The organism is Rhodococcus sp. C-2, assembly GCF_027854095.1.
Classification (GTDB): Bacteria; Actinomycetota; Actinomycetes; order Mycobacteriales; family Mycobacteriaceae; genus Rhodococcus_F; species Rhodococcus_F qingshengii.
Window position 1 is genome coordinate 14,323 of the sequence record NZ_JAQGFI010000008.1, and the last position, 16,561, is coordinate 30,883.

Below are 16,561 nucleotides of genomic sequence, written 5' to 3' on the forward strand. Positions count from 1 at the left end.
CCATTGACGGATCGCTTACGATCGACAAAAGTGTTTGTAACTTTACGTAGCATCAACTCGACTGGAGAGACTGTGTCCAACACCCTCGAAGCAAGCATCGACATCGACGCATCACCGCAGGATGTGTGGGCAATCGTCGCCGACCTGCAGCGCATGGGCGAATGGAGCCCCCAGTGCAAGGTCATGAAGGTGATCGGCGGGACCGTGCGTGAGGGTGCCAAGACGATCAACGTCAACCGCAAGGGCCTGCTGGTCTGGCCGACGTCGTCGAAGGTCGTTCGCTTCGAGCCCAACAAGTCGGTGGCGTTCCGCATCGCGGAGAACCGCACGATCTGGTCCTACGAACTCGAGCCGACCGCTACCGGCACCAAAGTGACCGAGCGTCGCGAGGCTCCCACCGGAACGTCGAAGGTCTCGCAGTTCCTCGTCAAGACCGTCCTGGGCGGAAACGCCGACTTCGAGGTCGAGCTCGTCGAAGGCATGAATGCCACATTGAAGCGTGTGAAGAGCGAGGCCGAGGCGGCTGCACGCACCTCTGCTTGACCCTCGACCTGGTCGAGGCATCAGGATCCGTTCCATGGATCCCGTGATGACACAGATAGCGCAGGCACAAGAATTGGCGAGCTCCGGCGATCGAGCCGGGGCTCGCTCTGCGTTCGAGAAGGTGTGGGAAGAGATCAGCGCCGCCCCCGATGCGCTCCACATCGTCTCCCTCGCGCACTACATGGCCGACGTTCAAGACGATCCGGCTCAAGAGCTCTGCTGGGACCTGCGCGCCCTCGACGCTGCCGATTCGTTGACCGACGCGCGAGCCCAGGAACACCACGCATCGCTGCAGGTCGCCGGTTTCTATCCATCGCTGCACCTCAACCTGGCTGCCGACTACCGCAAACTCGGACGCGACGCCGAGGCCGTCGAGCATCTGACGAAGGCCGAGGCGTCGGTCGGCACACTCGCCGACGACGGTTACGGCCGGATGATCAGGGGCGCTATCGAGCGACTGCGGGCAGAATTGATCCGTGACCACTAGTTCCGCCCTCTTGACGATCGGCGAGATGTCCCGGGCGTCGGCGCTCCCGATCAGCGCGCTGCGGTTCTACGACAAGGAAGGCGTACTCGTCCCGCATTCCGTCGATCCGCACACCGGTTACCGCTGGTACACCGACGACCAACTCCGCGACGCACGCGTGATCGCCGGTATGCGGCGCGTCGGTGTTCCGATCCGCGACATGATGGCCGTCCTGACCGGACCGGAACCCCATTCGTGCCTCGACGCCCATCTGCGCAACCTCGAGGACGGTCTCGCCGACGCCCGCGCCGAACTGGGGCGAATTCACCGGCTGATCGATTCGCTACCTGCCTCCGGCGGCGTGGACATCGACTCGTGGGATCTACGACGCGCACTCGACGCCGTGCTGTTCGCAGTGAACGAGGAATCGGAGTTCCCGATACTTCGCGGCGTCCACCTCGACATTCACGACGGCGTCGCTGCGTTTGTCACCACTGATCAGTTCCGGCTCGCGGTCGCCGAGGTGAAAGTTCACTCCGCTCTGACGGTGTCCGCTGTCGTTCCCGTCACCTTCGCGCGATTGTTACGCGACGTCGCCGGCGTCGTGACGTTGACTTTCTCCGCGCGCACGGTGACTGCGTCGTATCCGGGAGGTGAGGTGTCCAGTCCCCTGATCGAGGACGGAGAGTTCCCGGATCACCGAATCCTGCGCGAGCACCACAACGCCGTCGAACTGAGCGGCGACCACCTTGCTGCCCTGCTCAACGGCACCGAGGACAGTGCCGTCGTCAGCGTTGGCGAAGACGGTGGTGCCCGGGTGGATCCGGGCGGAACAGATCCCCGTGAGAAGTTCCGAGTACTGGTCGACCGGCAGCGACTGCGCGACGCCGCCGCAGCCCAACCGGGGCGGCAACTGGTGATCCGAGTAAGCGGTGCGACGCTCCCGCTGGCGATACGCACCGGCGACTGTGTCGGGTACTACTCGTACTTGATGCCACTACAGCCTGTAGGAGAGAAGGCGTTCACGTAATCTATGGATGCTCTACCGCCCCGTACTGTCAGTGCGACCAGCAGAAGACCTACCGAGTAGTTAGAGGAGCCTGTGGCACGCCGACCCACACCCCCCGGAACCCCGCAACCCACCGGGATCGGACATATCGTCGATCTGGTTCGCCATGCGATTCCGCCACTTCATCCCGCCGGCCTGCCGTTCGTGCTGGCCCCGCTGGGAGTTGCAGCTCTGGGCCGCAACCGTAAGTGGGTGCGCCGAGCCGGTCTGACCACCGCCGCCGCATGCGCCACGTTCTTCCGTCACCCGCACCGGGTGCCGCCCAACCGCATCGGCGTCGTCGTCGCACCCGCCGACGGCGAGGTGGCGCTGGTCGACAACGCCGTTCCGCCCGCCGAGCTCAATCTCGGAAGCGAGCCGCGCCCGCGCGTCAGCATCTTCCTGTCGGTTCTCGACGTGCATGTCCAGCGCAGCCCTGTCGGTGGAACGGTCAAAGAGGTCGTTCACCAGGCCGGCAAGTTCCTCTCCGCAGATCTCGCCGACGCCAGCGAGGTCAACGAGCGCAACAGCATGCTGATCGAAACCGCCGATGGTCACGACGTTGCGGTTGTCCAGATCGCGGGACTGCTCGCGCGCCGCATCGTCTGCTACGCCGGTGTCGGTGACGTCCTGCCGATCGGCGACACGTACGGACTGATCCGTTTCGGCTCACGCGTCGACACGTACTTCCCCGCCGGAACCACACTCCTGGTCGAGCCGGGACAACGCACGATCGGTGCTGAAACAGTTATCGCGCAACTGCCGTGAAGACGCCGAAGATGAAGTCAGCCGTGAAGAAGCCGGGAGCAGCCCAACCCGGCGCGAAGATGCCCAAACGCACCCAGGCGGTGCGGTTGCTGCCGTCCGTCATCACCATCCTGGCGCTGTGCGCCGGGCTGTCCGCCGTCAAATTCGCTCTCGACGGACAACCCGGTACCTCGCTCGCGATGATCGGCGCCGCTGCCGTCCTCGATTCACTCGACGGCCGCATCGCGCGACTGCTCGACGCCACCAGCAAGATCGGCGCCGAACTCGACTCACTGGCCGACTCCATCTCCTTCGGCGTCGCCCCGGCCCTGGTCCTATACGTGACCTTGCTGGACGGCACCAGCATCGGCTGGATCATCGCGTTGATCTACGCGGTCAGCATCGTGTTGCGACTCGCCCGTTTCAACACTCTGCTCGACGACGACGACGTCCCCGCGTACGCACGTGAGTACTTCGTCGGCGTGCCGGCTCCGGCCGGCGCACTCATCGCCCTCACTCCCCTGGCCGCGACGGCTCAGTGGGGTGACGGCTGGTGGTCTTCGCACTTCGTCGTCATCGTGTGGACGCTCTTCTCGGCTGCACTGATCGTCAGCCGCATCCCGACGCTGGCGATGAAGTCGGTATCCGTGCCGCCGCACATGGCGGCCGGCCTGCTCGTCCTGGTGACGTTGGCTGCGGCCGCACTCATCACCTACCCGTACATCCTGCTGATCGTTCTCATCGCGATCTACCTGGTGCACATCCCGTTTGCCGTGCACTCGAAGCGGTGGGTGGCAGCACGTCCCGAAACCTGGGACATCAAGCCTTCCGAACGCCGCGCGATCCGACGCCAACCCAACGTCGGTGGTCGCCGCTCGGCCGCTCGTCTCGGATTGCGGCGACCCCGCTAGTCCACGACGTACTCTCGAGAGGTGACTTCGCCGGAACTCGCCCTCACCGTTCGACTCAACACCTCTGCCGCCGACCTACGCCGCGGGGTAGTGCGCTTGCACCCCGAAGCGTTGGCGGCGTTGGGCATCCGCGAATGGGATGCCATCGCACTCATGGGAGCCCGCGGCACCGCGACCGTCGCGGGCCGTGCGCCCACCGGAACCCCGGCAGGCACGATCCTTCTCGACGACGTCACCATGTCGAACGTCGGCCTGACCGAGAACTCATCCGTCGTGGTCGGTCCGGTGACGGTGTACGGAGCGCGATCCGTCTCCGTCACCGGCTCGTCCATGGCGACAAATTCGATCAGCTCGACGGTTCTGCGACAAGCCCTTCTGGGCAAGGTCGTCAGCGTCGGCGACACGGTCTCGCTCCTCCCCCGCGATCTCGGTCCGGGTACGAGCACTTCCGAAGCCACCCAAGCGCTTTCCCGTACCTTCGGCGTCGCGTGGACATCCGAACTGCTCACCGTCACGGCCGTCGAACCTGCCGGTGGTCCGGTCAGCGTCCAGCCGAATTCGGCAGTCAACTGGGGTTCCGGCTCGGCGGGCACACTGACACCGAGTGCGCTTGTTTCCAGTCCGGCCGCCGTCGCAATCGAGCCTGCACCGTCGGTTCCGCTGGATCACCTCGTCGGCGCGCAGGCGCAGGCAGCCAAGCTGACCGAGTGGCTCGGCCTGGCACTCGACGAACCAGAACTGCTCCGTACGCTCGGCGCCTCACCGCACCTCGGCGTCCTCATCACGGGCCCCGCCGGCGTGGGCAAAGCCACGTTGGCCCGCTCGGTCCTGTCCTCGCGCAAACTTGTCGAACTCGACGGCCCGGGAGTCGGTGCCACCGAGGCGAATACCCGCCTGCAGCGAATCGTCGACGCCGTTGCTGCCGTGCGCGGCGGTGGTGTACTGCTGATCAGTGACATCGACGCTCTGCTTCCGGCCACCGCGGAACCGGTATCCGCACTGATCCTCGAACAACTGCGCAGCGCCGTCGCAACCCCGGGCGTGGCATTCGTCGCGACCTCCGCCCATCCGGAGACCGTCGACGCGCGCCTTCGCGGCCAGGATCTCTGCGATCGAGAACTCGCACTTACCCTGCCGGACGGCGCAACCCGCAAGGCGTTGCTCGAACTCCTGCTCCGCCGCGTGCCCACCGGAACCCTCGAACTCGACGCCATCGCCTCGCGCGCAACGGGATTCGTGGTCGCCGACCTCGCGGCGCTCTGCCGTGAAGCTGCCTTGCGAGCGGCGACGCGGGCGTCCAAATCCGGTGATTCTCCGGAGATCACGCAGGAAGATCTTGTCGGTGCCCTCGAAGTGATTCGGCCACTGTCTCGTTCGAGTACCGAAGAACTGTCGATCGGCAGCGTCACCCTCGACGACGTCGGCGACATGGTCGAAACCAAACAGGCCCTCACCGAAGCGGTGCTGTGGCCGCTACAGCACCCCGACTCCTTCGCACGCCTCGGTGTCGACCCACCCCGCGGCGTGCTCCTCTACGGCCCTCCCGGCTGCGGTAAGACGTATCTCGTTCGTGCCCTTGCCAGCTCAGGTCACCTCAGCGTCCACGCCGTCAAAGGTGCGGAGCTGATGGACAAGTGGGTCGGCGCCTCCGAAAAGGCCGTACGCGAGTTGTTCCAGCGCGCACGCGATTCGGCGCCCTCGTTGATCTTCCTCGACGAAATCGACGCCCTTGCCCCGCGTCGTGGTCAAAGTTCCGACTCCGGGGTGTCGGATCGCGTCGTAGCCGCGTTGCTGACCGAACTCGACGGCGTCGAACCGCTACGCGACGTCGTGGTGTTGGGCGCCACCAATCGACCGGATCTGATCGACCCGGCTCTTCTGCGCCCCGGCAGACTCGAACGTCTCGTATTCGTACCGCCGCCGGATGCGGAGGCCCGCAAAGCGATTCTGCGTGCTTCCGGCAAGTCGGTACCGCTCGCCGAAGATGTCGATTTGGACATTCTGGCCGTCGATCTCGAGGGATACTCGGCAGCAGACTGCTCGGCTCTCCTGCGTGAGGCTGCACTCGCCGCCATGCGTCGGAGCATGGACGCGGCCGACGTGACGGCCGCGGACGTGGCAACCGCCCGTGAGAAGGTACGTCCCTCACTCGATCCCGAGCAGGTGGCACACCTACAGGCGTACGCGGACAACCGATAAGGACTGACCATGGCTGCTGATCTGGTTCTGTACAGCGACATCGTGACCATGCACGAGGAATCACCACGCGCCCAGGCGCTCGCCGTGACGGGCGGCCGGATCACAGCCGTCGGCGCGCGCACGGACGTCGAGAAACTGGTGGGGCCGGATACCCGCGTCGTCGACGTCGGAGGTGCCGCTGTTCTGCCGGGGTTCATCGAACCGCACGGTCACCCCCTGGAAGAAGCCATCGTTCTCGGGCCTGACGTCGTCGACATCCGGCCTGTCACGATCGCCGAGGCGGATGCCGTAGTTGCTGCCGTCGTCGACACTGTTCGTTCGCGAGGTGCTGCCGGCGCTTCTCTGAACGGTTGGGACCCGTTGCTGCAGAAGGGCCTACCCGATCCGACCATCGACTGGCTGGACTCCATAGCGCCGGAGTACCCCCTCGTGATCATGCACAACTCGGGACACGTCGCGTATTTCAACACGGCGGCAGCAGTGCAGGCCGGCATCACCCGCGATACCCCCGATCCGATCGGCGGATCGTACGGCCACGACGCGACGGGCGCACTCGACGGAGCCGCGTACGAAATGCCTGCGGTGTTCGCAGTCGCGGGCCACGCAGTCACCATCGGTGACGACTTCCCCGCACTGGTGGCGGCCGAATGCGCCCGGCTGAACGCCGCGGGAATCACCACCATCGCCGAATTGTCGTTCGACCCCAAGATGCGGCCCGCCCTGGCAGCGATAGCCGACGCCGGACTCCTCACCACCCGCCTGCGGCTCTACGAGATGTCCAACGACGCGCGCACTACCGAGGCGTCACCGGGCGACGGAAACGACCTGGTGCGCCAGATCGGCATCAAGGTCTGGTCCGACGGTTCACCGTGGGTCGGTAACATCGCCACCAGCTTCCCGTATCTCGATACCGAAGCCACCCGCGCGCTCGGGATCGCCTGCACGCACGGGCACGCCAACTACACCGGCGAACAGATCCACGACATCAGTTCCGCCTACTTCGCCAAAGGGTGGCAGATGGCGTGCCACGCCCACGGTGACGACGCGATCACCATGGCTCTCGATGCGTGGGAGCAACTTCTGAAGGAGCACCCCCGGCCCGATCACCGGTTGCGTCTCGAACACGTCGGCGCGATGCGTCCGGATCAGTTCGTCCGCGCGGCGGAACTGGGCGTCACGGTCAGCATCTTCATCGACCACCTGCACTACTGGGGTGACGTTCTGGTGGATGACCTGTTCGGCCCCGAATACGGATCCGTCTGGGCCGCAGCAGGATCTGCACTCGCGGCCGGGCAACGGTTCACCTTCCACAACGACGGTCCCGTCACCCCCGCCAATCCGCTACGGAATATGCAGGACGCCGCCACCAGACTTTCGCCCAGCGGCCGCGTCGTGGCACCCCAGGAACGGATCCCCGTGGATGCCGCAGTGCGCGCCCACACGGTCAACGCCGCGTGGCAGCTGTTCAGCGAAGATCACATCGGGTCCATCTTTCCCGGTGCCTACGCGGATCTTGTTGTGCTGTCGGCAAATCCCCTCGACGTCGAGCCGACCAGGCTGGCCGACATCACGGTGCTCGCCACCATCCTGGAGGGTCGGACGGTGTACGGAGACCTGAGCGCGATCGGCTGATCGGTCGCCGAACGCCGTGGACAAAGGCCGATAACCTTCTCTGCTCGAGTTCCAAGGATTGTTGCGAAAACGGAGACGGCGCAGGTGGTCTCAGGGTTCAGTGCGGATGTCGTCAACGACCTGAGCAATCGCATGTTTCGCCCAGGCCGTGATCTGCTCGTTCGTGTCGCGGTAGTACGGCAAGGCAACCAATGCAATCGACAGAGCCCATGCGCGGCCACGCGTCCAAGTGCCCTCGTCCACGTCAACATGAAGCCGGAATGTATGCCGAGTGCTCGGCGTCAGCAGAGTCCATGCAATGAGGCAGTCGAGATTGCCTGCCGCAAATCGAATGAAGATCCGAAAAGTCCCAAAAATCGGAATTGTCGAAAATTATTGCATAGGAACAGTTTTCGAGATACAAGTCTTGTGTTCGAAACTTTGTTCGATTAGACTTTGAGCATGGACAGTCGGGAAGCATGGCAACTGGATAGCGAGGACCTCAAGGGTGAGGTTCTGGATCTGGTGCGCGCCCGACACGAGTTGCAGTCGCGGATGGTGTTGCTGATCGTGGAGATGTTTTCCCGGGACGTTCTCGGCGGGAAGGGTTTTCGGGCGATCACTCAGTGGTTGCATGGTTCGACGAATCTGGAGATCGGTGAGTGCAGTCTGCTGGTCGGGTTGGCGCGGTTGCTGATGCTCGAACCTGTTGTCGGCGATGCGTTTCACCGCGGCGATGTGGATGCGTTGAAAGCCCGTCAGGTGGCATCGTTTTGTCAGCATCCGCCGAAGAACATGACCCTGGCGGATGTGGACAAGGCTCGCGGGATCTTGTTGGGTTTGGCGTCGAAGAACATTGCGGATTGTGATGCGGTGCGGGCGGCGATTCGGCGGATCGAGAAGCAGTACGGCAAGCGCGAGGACGGGGTTCCGGTGGGTGAGGATTCGGAGCGCAACGAGTTCTACGCTTCGAAAGGTTTGTACGGGCGCGTGTCGGTGAAGGGTGACTTGGATGCTGTGAACGGGGCCCGTCTGATCACGTTGTTGTCGAGCCTGTCTGCGCCGATACCGGAGAAGGACGGCGTGAAGGACACGCGTACGCCGGCATTACGACGGGCGGACGGGTTCTGCGATTTACTGCGGCGGTACGAGCGGGCGGGGTTGGGTCCGATCGAGGGCGGGGTGAAACCGCACATCACGGTGACTGCGTCCGCAAAAGACATGACGGATCTGCAGGCTTTGAAAGACCTCCTGCCGTCGACGGAGGAACTCGGGTTTGCGTGGGCGGATTGGGTGGGCCCGATCAGTATCGATACTGCGCGGATGTTGGCGTGCGACTGCACCGTGACGCGGATCTTGTTGGACGAGAATGGTGTTCCGCTCGACTGCGGTAAGGAAGCGAGAACGGCGACGGTTCCGCAGCGGCGGGCGTTGGCGGTTCGGGATGGCGGGTGTGCGTTTCCGGGGTGCGGGACGCCGTCGGGGTGGTGCGATGCTCATCATATTGTTCACTGGAACGATGGTGGCCCAACAGATCTCGACAATCTGATCTTGTTGTGCGGTCATCATCATCGGACACTGCACCACACCGAATGGCGGGTGGAGATCGGCCCGGATCGCAAAACGGTGTTCTACCCGCCGATGTCTGTTGATCCGTATCAGCAGCCGATCGGCGGGAACGGCCCACCGACAGCAGCCTGAAGTGAAACAACTCGAGACGCGAGCACCGGGGCACGATCATGCCCCGGTGCTCGTGCTGCGTTCCGTCATCTTCGCGGAGACGTACGGCCTACCAGCGGTTCCGAACCTCCTCGGCAAATCCGAGGAGATCTCGAACCACCACGGAGGTGCCGTCGTCGAGGATCACTGTGCCGGAGAACTTTCCGAACACCTGATGCTGAATCGAACGCAGCACCCCGACGTCGAAAGTCGCGGCACGGTCGATGATCGGCTCGAAAGTCATCTCGAAGCGACCATCGTTGCTCGAGAAGTTCCACGGAGCGCCGTCGTACGTTCCCTGCGGGATGCCGAAGTCGATCCTGTCCAGTTTGTGGGCCCGCCCTCCGACAAACACGATGTTCTCGCTGGCCGCCGTAGTGTCGCCGAAGCCGTAACCGATGTTGAATCCGAACCGCTCGCCGTTCACCAGTCCGGATGCAGAACCCCAGTACCAGGTGTTGTCGTAAGTCCAGACTCCCCTGCCCCAATCGAGAACGCCGAACGAGTCTTCCGAGCGAAATGTGAAGTCGTCGATCCCGATTCGCACGGTCCCGGCAGCGGGCAGGCAGTTGATCTTCTGGTTGTAGTAAAACGAACGGGACGCCTTCGGAAACGGTGTGGCGATCACCATCCGGTCATCGGCAGGACTCGCCAGGAACAAGTCGGCATGAAGACCTCGTCCACCGTCGAAAGCCGGGTAGTCGACGATCAGGTGGCGCCCACCGTCCACATGGCGAAACTCGAAGCGAGCTTTACCTTTCGACACCACCACATCACCGTCGTCGGCGCTTTCGGGCAGACCGAGCCTTCCCATCGGGAACGGCAGCATCACGTTTTCGGTGATCTCGTGTGGTGTTCGGAAATCGAGCCAGGAGACCCCGAGCAAGCCCATGTACCCGTTGTCGGCGACGGTCAACGCGATGCCGTAATCCGCAGTGAGAACGCAGTAGTAGTCCCACTCCTTGATCCGGAACTTGGGAGCGGTGATCGCAGAGCGTCGATACTTGCGAATCTCCGATGGGGCCCAACCCGTCTCGACCAAATGTCCGCGATCGTCGAGAAGCGGGCCGGGCGACATCAGTGTCTGCATTCTTACTTCCAGCGTCCCAAGATCTCGTTCGCACGGTTGGCCAATGCCATCTGGAAGAACGGACCGAAGCTCACACGTGCCACTCCGAGCGGACCGAAACTTGCCGGGTCGTCCTGGTCCGGGATTCCGATCGCATTGATCGGAAGTGGGAGCTCGGACGTCAGGCGGCGCTGGGTCGCGTCGTCATGGCGCCCGACGGGGTAGAGAACGTCGGCGCCGGCGTCGGCCGCCAGCTTGAGGCGTGCGATGGCGCGATCGACGCGATCGGACTCGTCACCGACCTGCTTCACGAACAGGTCGGTGCGCGCGTTGACGACAACGTGAACTCCGGCTGCGTCGGCGGCCTGACGAAGCCCACCCACGAAGTCGGCGTGCTCCTGCGCCTCGCGCAAGCGTCCGCCTTCACTGTGAACGGTGTCCTCGATGTTGAGTCCGACAGCGCCGGCATCGATCAACCCGTCGATGAGAACTGCCGGCTCGAGCCCGTAACCACCCTCGATGTCCACCGAGATCGGGGCGTCGACCGCACCGGTGATCTGCTTGATCCGGTGCAGAAGTTCGTCGAAGGTGATGCCCTCGTTGTCCGGCTTGCCGATGGAATCGGAAACCGGATGACTGCCTACCGTCAGGGCTGCAAAACCGGCAGCCACCGCAAGATTCGCCGACCACGCGTCCCACACCGTCGGGAGAATGACCGGATTACCTGGCTGGTGCAACGCCAGTAGAGCAGTTGCCTTGTCGTTGATCGAAGTCATGCGGTGGCTCCTCGAGATCGTGGGGTGTACCTCTCACCTACCGACTCTAGTGAGCGACCGGGCAGCCTGTGCTCTTGTAATCGACCTGGAACTCCTTGATGCCGTTGATCCAACCCGAGCGCAGACGGCGCGGATCACCGATCTTGGTGATGTCCGGGACGTTGTCGGCAATCGCATTGAACATCAAGTCGATCTCCATGCGAGCGAGGTTGGCACCGATGCAGAAGTGCGCGCCCGTTCCGCCGAAGCCCAAGTGCGGATTGGGGTTACGAGTGATATCGAACGTCATCGGGTTCTCGAATACGTCCTCGTCGAAGTTCGCGGAGCTGTACAGCATCACCACGCGCTGACCCTTCTTGATCGACACTCCTGCCAATTCCGTGTCCTCGAGCGCGGTGCGCTGGAAGGCGGTGACGGGTGTCGCCCAACGGACGATCTCGTCGGCCGTCGTCTTGGGACGTTCCTTCTTGTACAGCTCCCACTGCTCGGGGTTGTCCAGGAACGCGATCATTCCGTGCGTGATGGCGTTGCGAGTGGTCTCGTTCCCTGCGACCGCCAGGATGAGCACGAAGAACCCGAACTCCTCCGGGCTCAAGGAGTCGCCGTCGATGTCGGCCTGGACCAGAGTGGTGACGATGTCGTCTGCCGGGCAGGTACGACGTGCGTCTGCCATTTGGTACGCGTATCCGAGGACCTCGGTGGACGCGACTGCCGGATCACCCTGGTATTCCGGGTCGTCGTAGCCCATCATCTCGTTGGACCACTTGAACAGCTTGTCCCGATCGTCCTGCGGTACACCGATCAGATCCGCGATCGCTTGGAGCGGCAGCTCGCTGGCAACCTGCTTCACGAAGTCGCCCGGGCCTTCGCTCACAGCGGTGTCGACGATGCTCCGTGCACGACGGTCCAATTCGTCGCGCATGCCGTTGATCGCGCGAGGCGTGAACAGCTTCGAAATCAGCTTGCGGAGCTTGGTGTGCTCCGGTGCATCCTTGTTGAGCAGAAGATGCCGGAGCATCTCGACGGCCTCACGTGGCATGTCGTCGGCGAAACGCGCGATCGCGGTGTTCTCCCAGCTCGAGAACACATCGCTGCGCTGGCTGACCTCTTTGACGTCAGCGTGACGCGAGACCACCCAGTAGCCCTCGTCCTGGAATCCACCGACCGTCGGCGGCTGCTCACACCACCACACGGGTGCGTTGCGACGCAGTTCGGCGAATTCCTCGAAAGGGATCCGCTCCCCGAGGACAGCAGGATCGGTGACGTCGAATCCGGCCGGCAGGTCAGGCGTGCGTGTTGTGTCCGAGATGGTCATGGCGTCCTCTGATCGGTCGAATGTGCGCTACACCACAGAGTAGCTTTCACTAACGGACTGTCAAGTGAAAGACGGAGAGTCTCGTGCAACTGACCCGTGAGAGCCCCCGCGGCACTAGGATCCTGGTAATGACAGATACCTCCGGCAGACTGACGCTGCGAGAGAAGCAGAAGCAGCGAACCCGCGCAGACCTCGTGGATGCCGCCGGCGCGCTCTTCACCGAACGCGGATACGCGGCTGTCACCGTCGAGGACATCGCCGGCCGGGTCGGTTGCAGCCGAGCCACCTTCTACCTGCACTTTCCCGGAAAGATCGACATCCTCAAGGCGCTCGGCTCGAACACCGTCGTATCCAGCACCCTCGCCATATTCCAGGATCTCGACCACGTACTCGATTCCGGTTCGCGCGAAGAATTCGCCGGCTGGATCAACCGCGCTCTCGACTGGTGCCGCGATCACCACCACATGATGCGGGCGTGGGACGAGGCCATGGTCCTCGAACCCGAGTTCCGCACACTGGCCCGCGAAGGCATCTCCGCACTGCCCAACGCGATGCCGTCGTACCTCGCCCGTTGGCCGCAGAGCCGACACGACGAGGCGAAACTCCGGGTCGAACTCCTGCTGACACAAGTCGAGCGCTTCTTCATTCGCTGGGCGGAACAGGGCGCGATCACCGCGGGTGCGGACGTCGCAGCAGACGTTCTCACCGACATCTGGTTTCCGGCACTCACGCCGCCCACGACCGATGTCGCGGCGCCGCGATAGGTTGGCCCGATGCCACTCGATCCTCGAGCGATCCTCACCACCGTCGCTGCGCTCCTGTCCGGGATACTCGCGGCGCTGGCCCTGACCAATCCCGTTCTTCGCGACTGGGCCATCGTGGCCTCTCCGTCGGAAGTAGATCGCTGGATCAGCAGTGGACCCACCGCTGTCGGGCTCGGCGCCGTGGTTGCCGTGCTTGCCTGCGCACTCTCACAGCGTCGCGGCTCCCGTCGGGCAGCCTGGATCGCGATCACCGTCGGGGTCGCCGTCATCGCGATCATTCGGGCAGTCGTGCCCGAGGTTGCGTCACTGGACCTGCTGATCGCCGTGATCATCGTCAAAAGTGTTGCAGCCGGTGCGATTCTGGGTTGTGTGGTTGCCGTCAGTTGGGATCGCACCGCCACGAAGAACGCCACCCTCCTCGGCGTGCTTGCCGCCTTCCTCGCGGTTCGCACGTTCGCCGGCGGGACGGGCCGAATGAGTACGTCTTCGGTAGGTGAGCCGTCGTGGTGGCTGATCGGCGCCACGGCCGCAGCAGCAATCGCCTGTGCAGTGACCGCGCAATCCGGCTTCCGGATCCGCAAGCCCGACGCGGGCGAAATCCGCATAGCGCTCGTGGTGATCGCCGCGCTGGCGATCGGGCATCGAGTGCTCGGCGCCGTGATCGATCGCCAGCAGTACGCGTCCGAGGCAACTGCCTGGATCGTCATGGTCTTGGCAGCGGGCGCTGCGCTCGCGTTGACATGGATCGCCGCCTACCGTCTCGGCGACACCTCCGGTGCTGGTGGCAAGTTCCTCTGGGCCGCAACCGCGCTGGCCGCTGCGTCGGCTCCGCTGTTCGTCGACATCGCGAAGGGTTCCGGCCACTGGGGAGACCTGAAGTCCCCCTGGGTACTGGTGCTTTTCGCAGCCCTGCCGGTCGCCGTCGGATTGCGACTGCACAAGCAGGTGCCAAACCTCGTTCCCATCGCCGTTCTCGTTGCGGTACCGCTGTCCGAACTACTGCCCTTCGACTCCGCGCACGGTGTCTGGTCAATCGCACTGAAGATCGCCGCACTGGGCCTCGCCGCCGGATTGCTGTTCGGTGCCCTGGCTCCCGGCAGCCTGGTCGACGCCACACTCGGACTCGCCATTCCCTTTGCCGCAATGACCTTCTCGTCGATCGCCATTCTCACCGATCAGCTCACCGCGCCGCCAGAGTTGACAGCGGCAGACATTCAGCGATTGATGGAACTTCCCATCCCGGCGCACGTCAGCGCCAACGGAGGACTATTCGGACGCGGAATAGGCATCACCATCGACTACGTCACCCCTCAGACCGTCGGCGCTGCAATCCTCTTCGCCTTGATCATCGGCTTCTGCGGTGCAGCGATCCTCCGACGGTCCCATCCACCCGTCGACACCACGGAATCTCGGATCGAACCGGAGCCAGTCGACTGACACACCGTCACCGGACTGAGACCTGCTATTGCGGTGCAACTGGTACCGGATTGACTATTTTGGAGCAGTGCCCATCGCCCGCAGGACGCTGCTCGTCGCGCTGAGTGGTGTGACGGCATTCGTCGTCACCGTCGTCGCCTTGGCACCGTTCGTGAACAGCCAGTCGACGTCGATTTCGACGGGCGACAGGTTCTGGTCGATCTCGACGATCGGCGCCGGCGTTCTGGCTGTCGTCGCGGTCGGGACAGCCGCGATGATGGCCCGCTGCCGGTTGCGGACCGCGGCCATGACGGTCTTCGGTGGACTCCTACTCGAACTGCCCGGGCTCTACGATCACAACTTCGAGGCACTCTCACCCGTGGGTGCGGGAGTCGCTGTCGGCGCGGTCACGGTTGCTGCCGCTCCCCGGGTCCGAGCCGCTTCCGTCGCGGGAACGATTGTTGCCGTGCATGTCTCGGATTCACTCCTCGACGAAGACGCTATTCCTCGGCGGTACGCGGACTACATCGCCGACAACACCAACCAGTTTCAACCACCAGTGTTGGGGGCAACACTGCTCGCGCTCGCTTTGGCCGCCGCCTGCGTCGCCGCGTTCTGGTTCCACGACTTCGACAAGGACCACCCCAAGGAACGGATGGCCGTTCGACCGGTGACGATCGCGGCGGTGCTCACTCTCTTCGGGGTCGCTGCGAATTGGTGGTTCGAGATCACCACCGTCACGGCGGCGGTGCCTCTACTACTCGTCGCGCTGGTGATCACGGTGATCTGCGCGCGGGTGCTGGGCGACGGCAGTCGAATCCTGCTGATGTGTACCGCTGCCGTCGCAACTCTGGCGGCGGTCTCGGCGAACCGTCCCGCAACCGAAGCCATGGAATGGTCGAAAACCCCCGCCTCCACCGCCGTCGTGATCGGACTCGTCATCGTCGCCGCGGCAGCGATCGGCGCGATCGCTCCCTCGCGAGTCGTCGGCTACGGATTGCTCCTGACGGTCACGGTCGCCGGGATCGTCAGCTACGCCACGTCGCCGTCGCCGAAGATCGGTGACGTTCTCACGATCAGCGATCTTCTTGTCGCCTTCACCGCTGCGGTCGTCACGTACGCGATCGCCAGCGCGATGTACCGAGAGCCACCGCGGACCGGAGCGTCACGAGCCCTCGTCGGACTCGGTGTCATCTTCGGCCCGACGGCGCTGGCCCTGCTCGTCTATCCGCAGTTCGACTACGGATGGACGGCGTACACGCCGCTCGACGAGAACAAGCCCTTCAACGGCATCACGACGGTCGGCCCGTTCGAAATCTCGACCGACATTCTGATACTCGACGCCGTGGCGCTGATCATCGTGGCCGTCTGCGCCTACGTGAGTCTCCGATTGGGGCGGATCAATCGATCCGTTCCTCCGCCGATCAGTCGATCAGATCCATCGACGCCAGGCGATGGAACACTTTGAGTGATCCGGGCGCCACCTCGTCCATCGCTGCGTACTCGGCGAGCGTGAAGTAGCGGAACTCGGCGATCTCGCTGGTCGGGTGCGGGTCTCCGGCCATCTCCGCCAGATAACAACTCATGTGCAGGCCCGTGTCCGCGGAATGTCCGAAAGCGTGAGCCTCGAAGACGTCGAGGAACGTGACCGTCCCGTCGACCAGATCGACGTCGAGTTCCTCCCGAATTTCGCGGTGCAGTGCCTGCTCGGGCGTCTCCCCCGGGTCGATCTTTCCGCCGGCCATGTAGAACGCCGTCTTGCCCACGGAGCGGGTCTGGATCAGCTTGCGGTCACGAATGTGTGCAAGGGCAGCGGTACGGATGATCGTGGTGGGTGTCGACGAATTCACGTCGTCCAACCTACGTGTATCAGCGAGTGCCGATGATGTCCGAATCGACTCGCTGCACATCGAAACTGCCACGCCCGGTAATATGTACGCAAAGACAACCTCTCCGACAAGGTGAATTGTCTCGTTA

At 63.7% G+C, this 16,561-nt stretch carries 16 protein-coding genes; 11 read left to right on the top strand and 5 right to left on the bottom strand.

What is annotated here, in order from left to right; genetic code table 11:
• The first annotated feature begins 72 nt into the window (after positions 1 to 72).
• From PCS43_RS17815 to PCS43_RS17845, 7 genes are all read left to right on the top strand, one after another.
• Entirely contained in the window at positions 73 to 543 is a 471-nt protein-coding gene (locus PCS43_RS17815; RefSeq protein WP_003941500.1) for an SRPBCC family protein, read from the top strand.
• Between the two features lie 34 nt (positions 544 to 577).
• Entirely contained in the window at positions 578 to 1,030 is a 453-nt protein-coding gene (locus tag PCS43_RS17820; protein WP_007733713.1) for a hypothetical protein, read from the top strand.
• A complete protein-coding gene (locus PCS43_RS17825) occupies positions 1,020 to 2,039 on the top strand; it encodes a DNA polymerase III subunit beta family protein (protein WP_063314800.1) in 1,020 nt (339 codons plus the stop codon). The genes PCS43_RS17820 and PCS43_RS17825 overlap by 11 nt, the downstream gene beginning before the upstream one ends.
• 72 nt (positions 2,040 to 2,111) lie before the next feature.
• The gene (locus PCS43_RS17830; protein WP_003941540.1) at positions 2,112 to 2,825 is read left to right on the top strand and encodes a phosphatidylserine decarboxylase; all 714 of its coding nucleotides are present in this window, start codon (positions 2,112 to 2,114) and stop codon (positions 2,823 to 2,825) included.
• 59 nt (positions 2,826 to 2,884) lie between these two features.
• Positions 2,885 to 3,715, top strand: coding sequence for a CDP-alcohol phosphatidyltransferase family protein (locus tag PCS43_RS17835; RefSeq protein WP_029254795.1), 831 nt, complete (start codon positions 2,885 to 2,887; stop codon positions 3,713 to 3,715).
• Between the two features lie 21 nt (positions 3,716 to 3,736).
• Positions 3,737 to 5,914 (top strand): AAA family ATPase, encoded by a 2,178-nt coding sequence (locus PCS43_RS17840; RefSeq protein ID WP_209907969.1) that lies wholly within the window; start codon positions 3,737 to 3,739, stop codon positions 5,912 to 5,914.
• A gap of 9 nt (positions 5,915 to 5,923) precedes the next feature.
• Positions 5,924 to 7,546, top strand: a complete 1,623-nt coding sequence (locus tag PCS43_RS17845) for an amidohydrolase (protein ID WP_209907967.1) — start codon at positions 5,924 to 5,926, stop codon at positions 7,544 to 7,546.
• 90 nt (positions 7,547 to 7,636) lie between these two features.
• Here the strand turns inward: PCS43_RS17845 and PCS43_RS17850 are convergent, their stop codons facing one another.
• Positions 7,637 to 7,789, bottom strand: a complete 153-nt coding sequence (locus PCS43_RS17850) for a hypothetical protein (protein ID WP_047268844.1) — start codon at positions 7,787 to 7,789, stop codon at positions 7,637 to 7,639.
• A 198-nt stretch (positions 7,790 to 7,987) separates the two neighbouring features.
• Between PCS43_RS17850 and PCS43_RS17855 the strand changes: the two genes are divergently transcribed.
• A complete protein-coding gene (locus PCS43_RS17855) occupies positions 7,988 to 9,226 on the top strand; it encodes an HNH endonuclease signature motif containing protein (protein ID WP_209907965.1) in 1,239 nt (412 codons plus the stop codon).
• Between the two features lie 88 nt (positions 9,227 to 9,314).
• On the opposite strand, the gene PCS43_RS17860 is transcribed toward PCS43_RS17855, so the two are convergent.
• The 3 genes from PCS43_RS17860 to PCS43_RS17870 are packed head-to-tail and all read right to left on the bottom strand — an operon-like array spanning position 9,315 to position 12,404.
• On the bottom strand, positions 9,315 to 10,334 hold the full coding sequence (locus PCS43_RS17860) for a DUF2804 domain-containing protein (protein WP_042926211.1): 1,020 nt from the start codon (positions 10,332 to 10,334) through the stop codon (positions 9,315 to 9,317).
• Between the two features lie 2 nt (positions 10,335 to 10,336).
• The gene (locus tag PCS43_RS17865; protein ID WP_007730096.1) at positions 10,337 to 11,089 is read right to left on the bottom strand and encodes an isocitrate lyase/PEP mutase family protein; all 753 of its coding nucleotides are present in this window, start codon (positions 11,087 to 11,089) and stop codon (positions 10,337 to 10,339) included.
• A 46-nt stretch (positions 11,090 to 11,135) separates the two neighbouring features.
• Positions 11,136 to 12,404: a cytochrome P450 gene (locus PCS43_RS17870; protein ID WP_003945041.1), complete on the bottom strand. Its 1,269-nt coding sequence runs from the start codon at positions 12,402 to 12,404 to the stop codon at positions 11,136 to 11,138.
• Positions 12,405 to 12,532: 128 nt separating this feature from the next.
• On the opposite strand from PCS43_RS17870, the gene PCS43_RS17875 reads away from it, so the two are divergent.
• The 3 genes from PCS43_RS17875 (at position 12,533) to PCS43_RS17885 (ending at position 16,052) form a co-directional block, all read left to right on the top strand.
• Positions 12,533 to 13,168, top strand: a complete 636-nt coding sequence (locus tag PCS43_RS17875; RefSeq protein WP_042926208.1) for a TetR/AcrR family transcriptional regulator — start codon at positions 12,533 to 12,535, stop codon at positions 13,166 to 13,168.
• Between the two features lie 9 nt (positions 13,169 to 13,177).
• A complete protein-coding gene (locus PCS43_RS17880; protein WP_209907963.1) occupies positions 13,178 to 14,605 on the top strand; it encodes a hypothetical protein in 1,428 nt (475 codons plus the stop codon).
• A gap of 67 nt (positions 14,606 to 14,672) precedes the next feature.
• Positions 14,673 to 16,052 (top strand): hypothetical protein, encoded by a 1,380-nt coding sequence (locus PCS43_RS17885; protein ID WP_223304380.1) that lies wholly within the window; start codon positions 14,673 to 14,675, stop codon positions 16,050 to 16,052.
• Here the strand turns inward: PCS43_RS17885 and PCS43_RS17890 are convergent.
• Positions 16,009 to 16,434 carry an NUDIX hydrolase gene (locus PCS43_RS17890; RefSeq protein ID WP_007730102.1) on the bottom strand — a complete coding sequence of 142 codons (426 nt, stop codon included), beginning with the start codon at positions 16,432 to 16,434 and terminating at the stop codon, positions 16,009 to 16,011. The two genes, PCS43_RS17885 and PCS43_RS17890, sit on opposite strands and share 44 nt — an antisense overlap.
• Positions 16,435 to 16,561 lie beyond the last annotated feature (127 nt).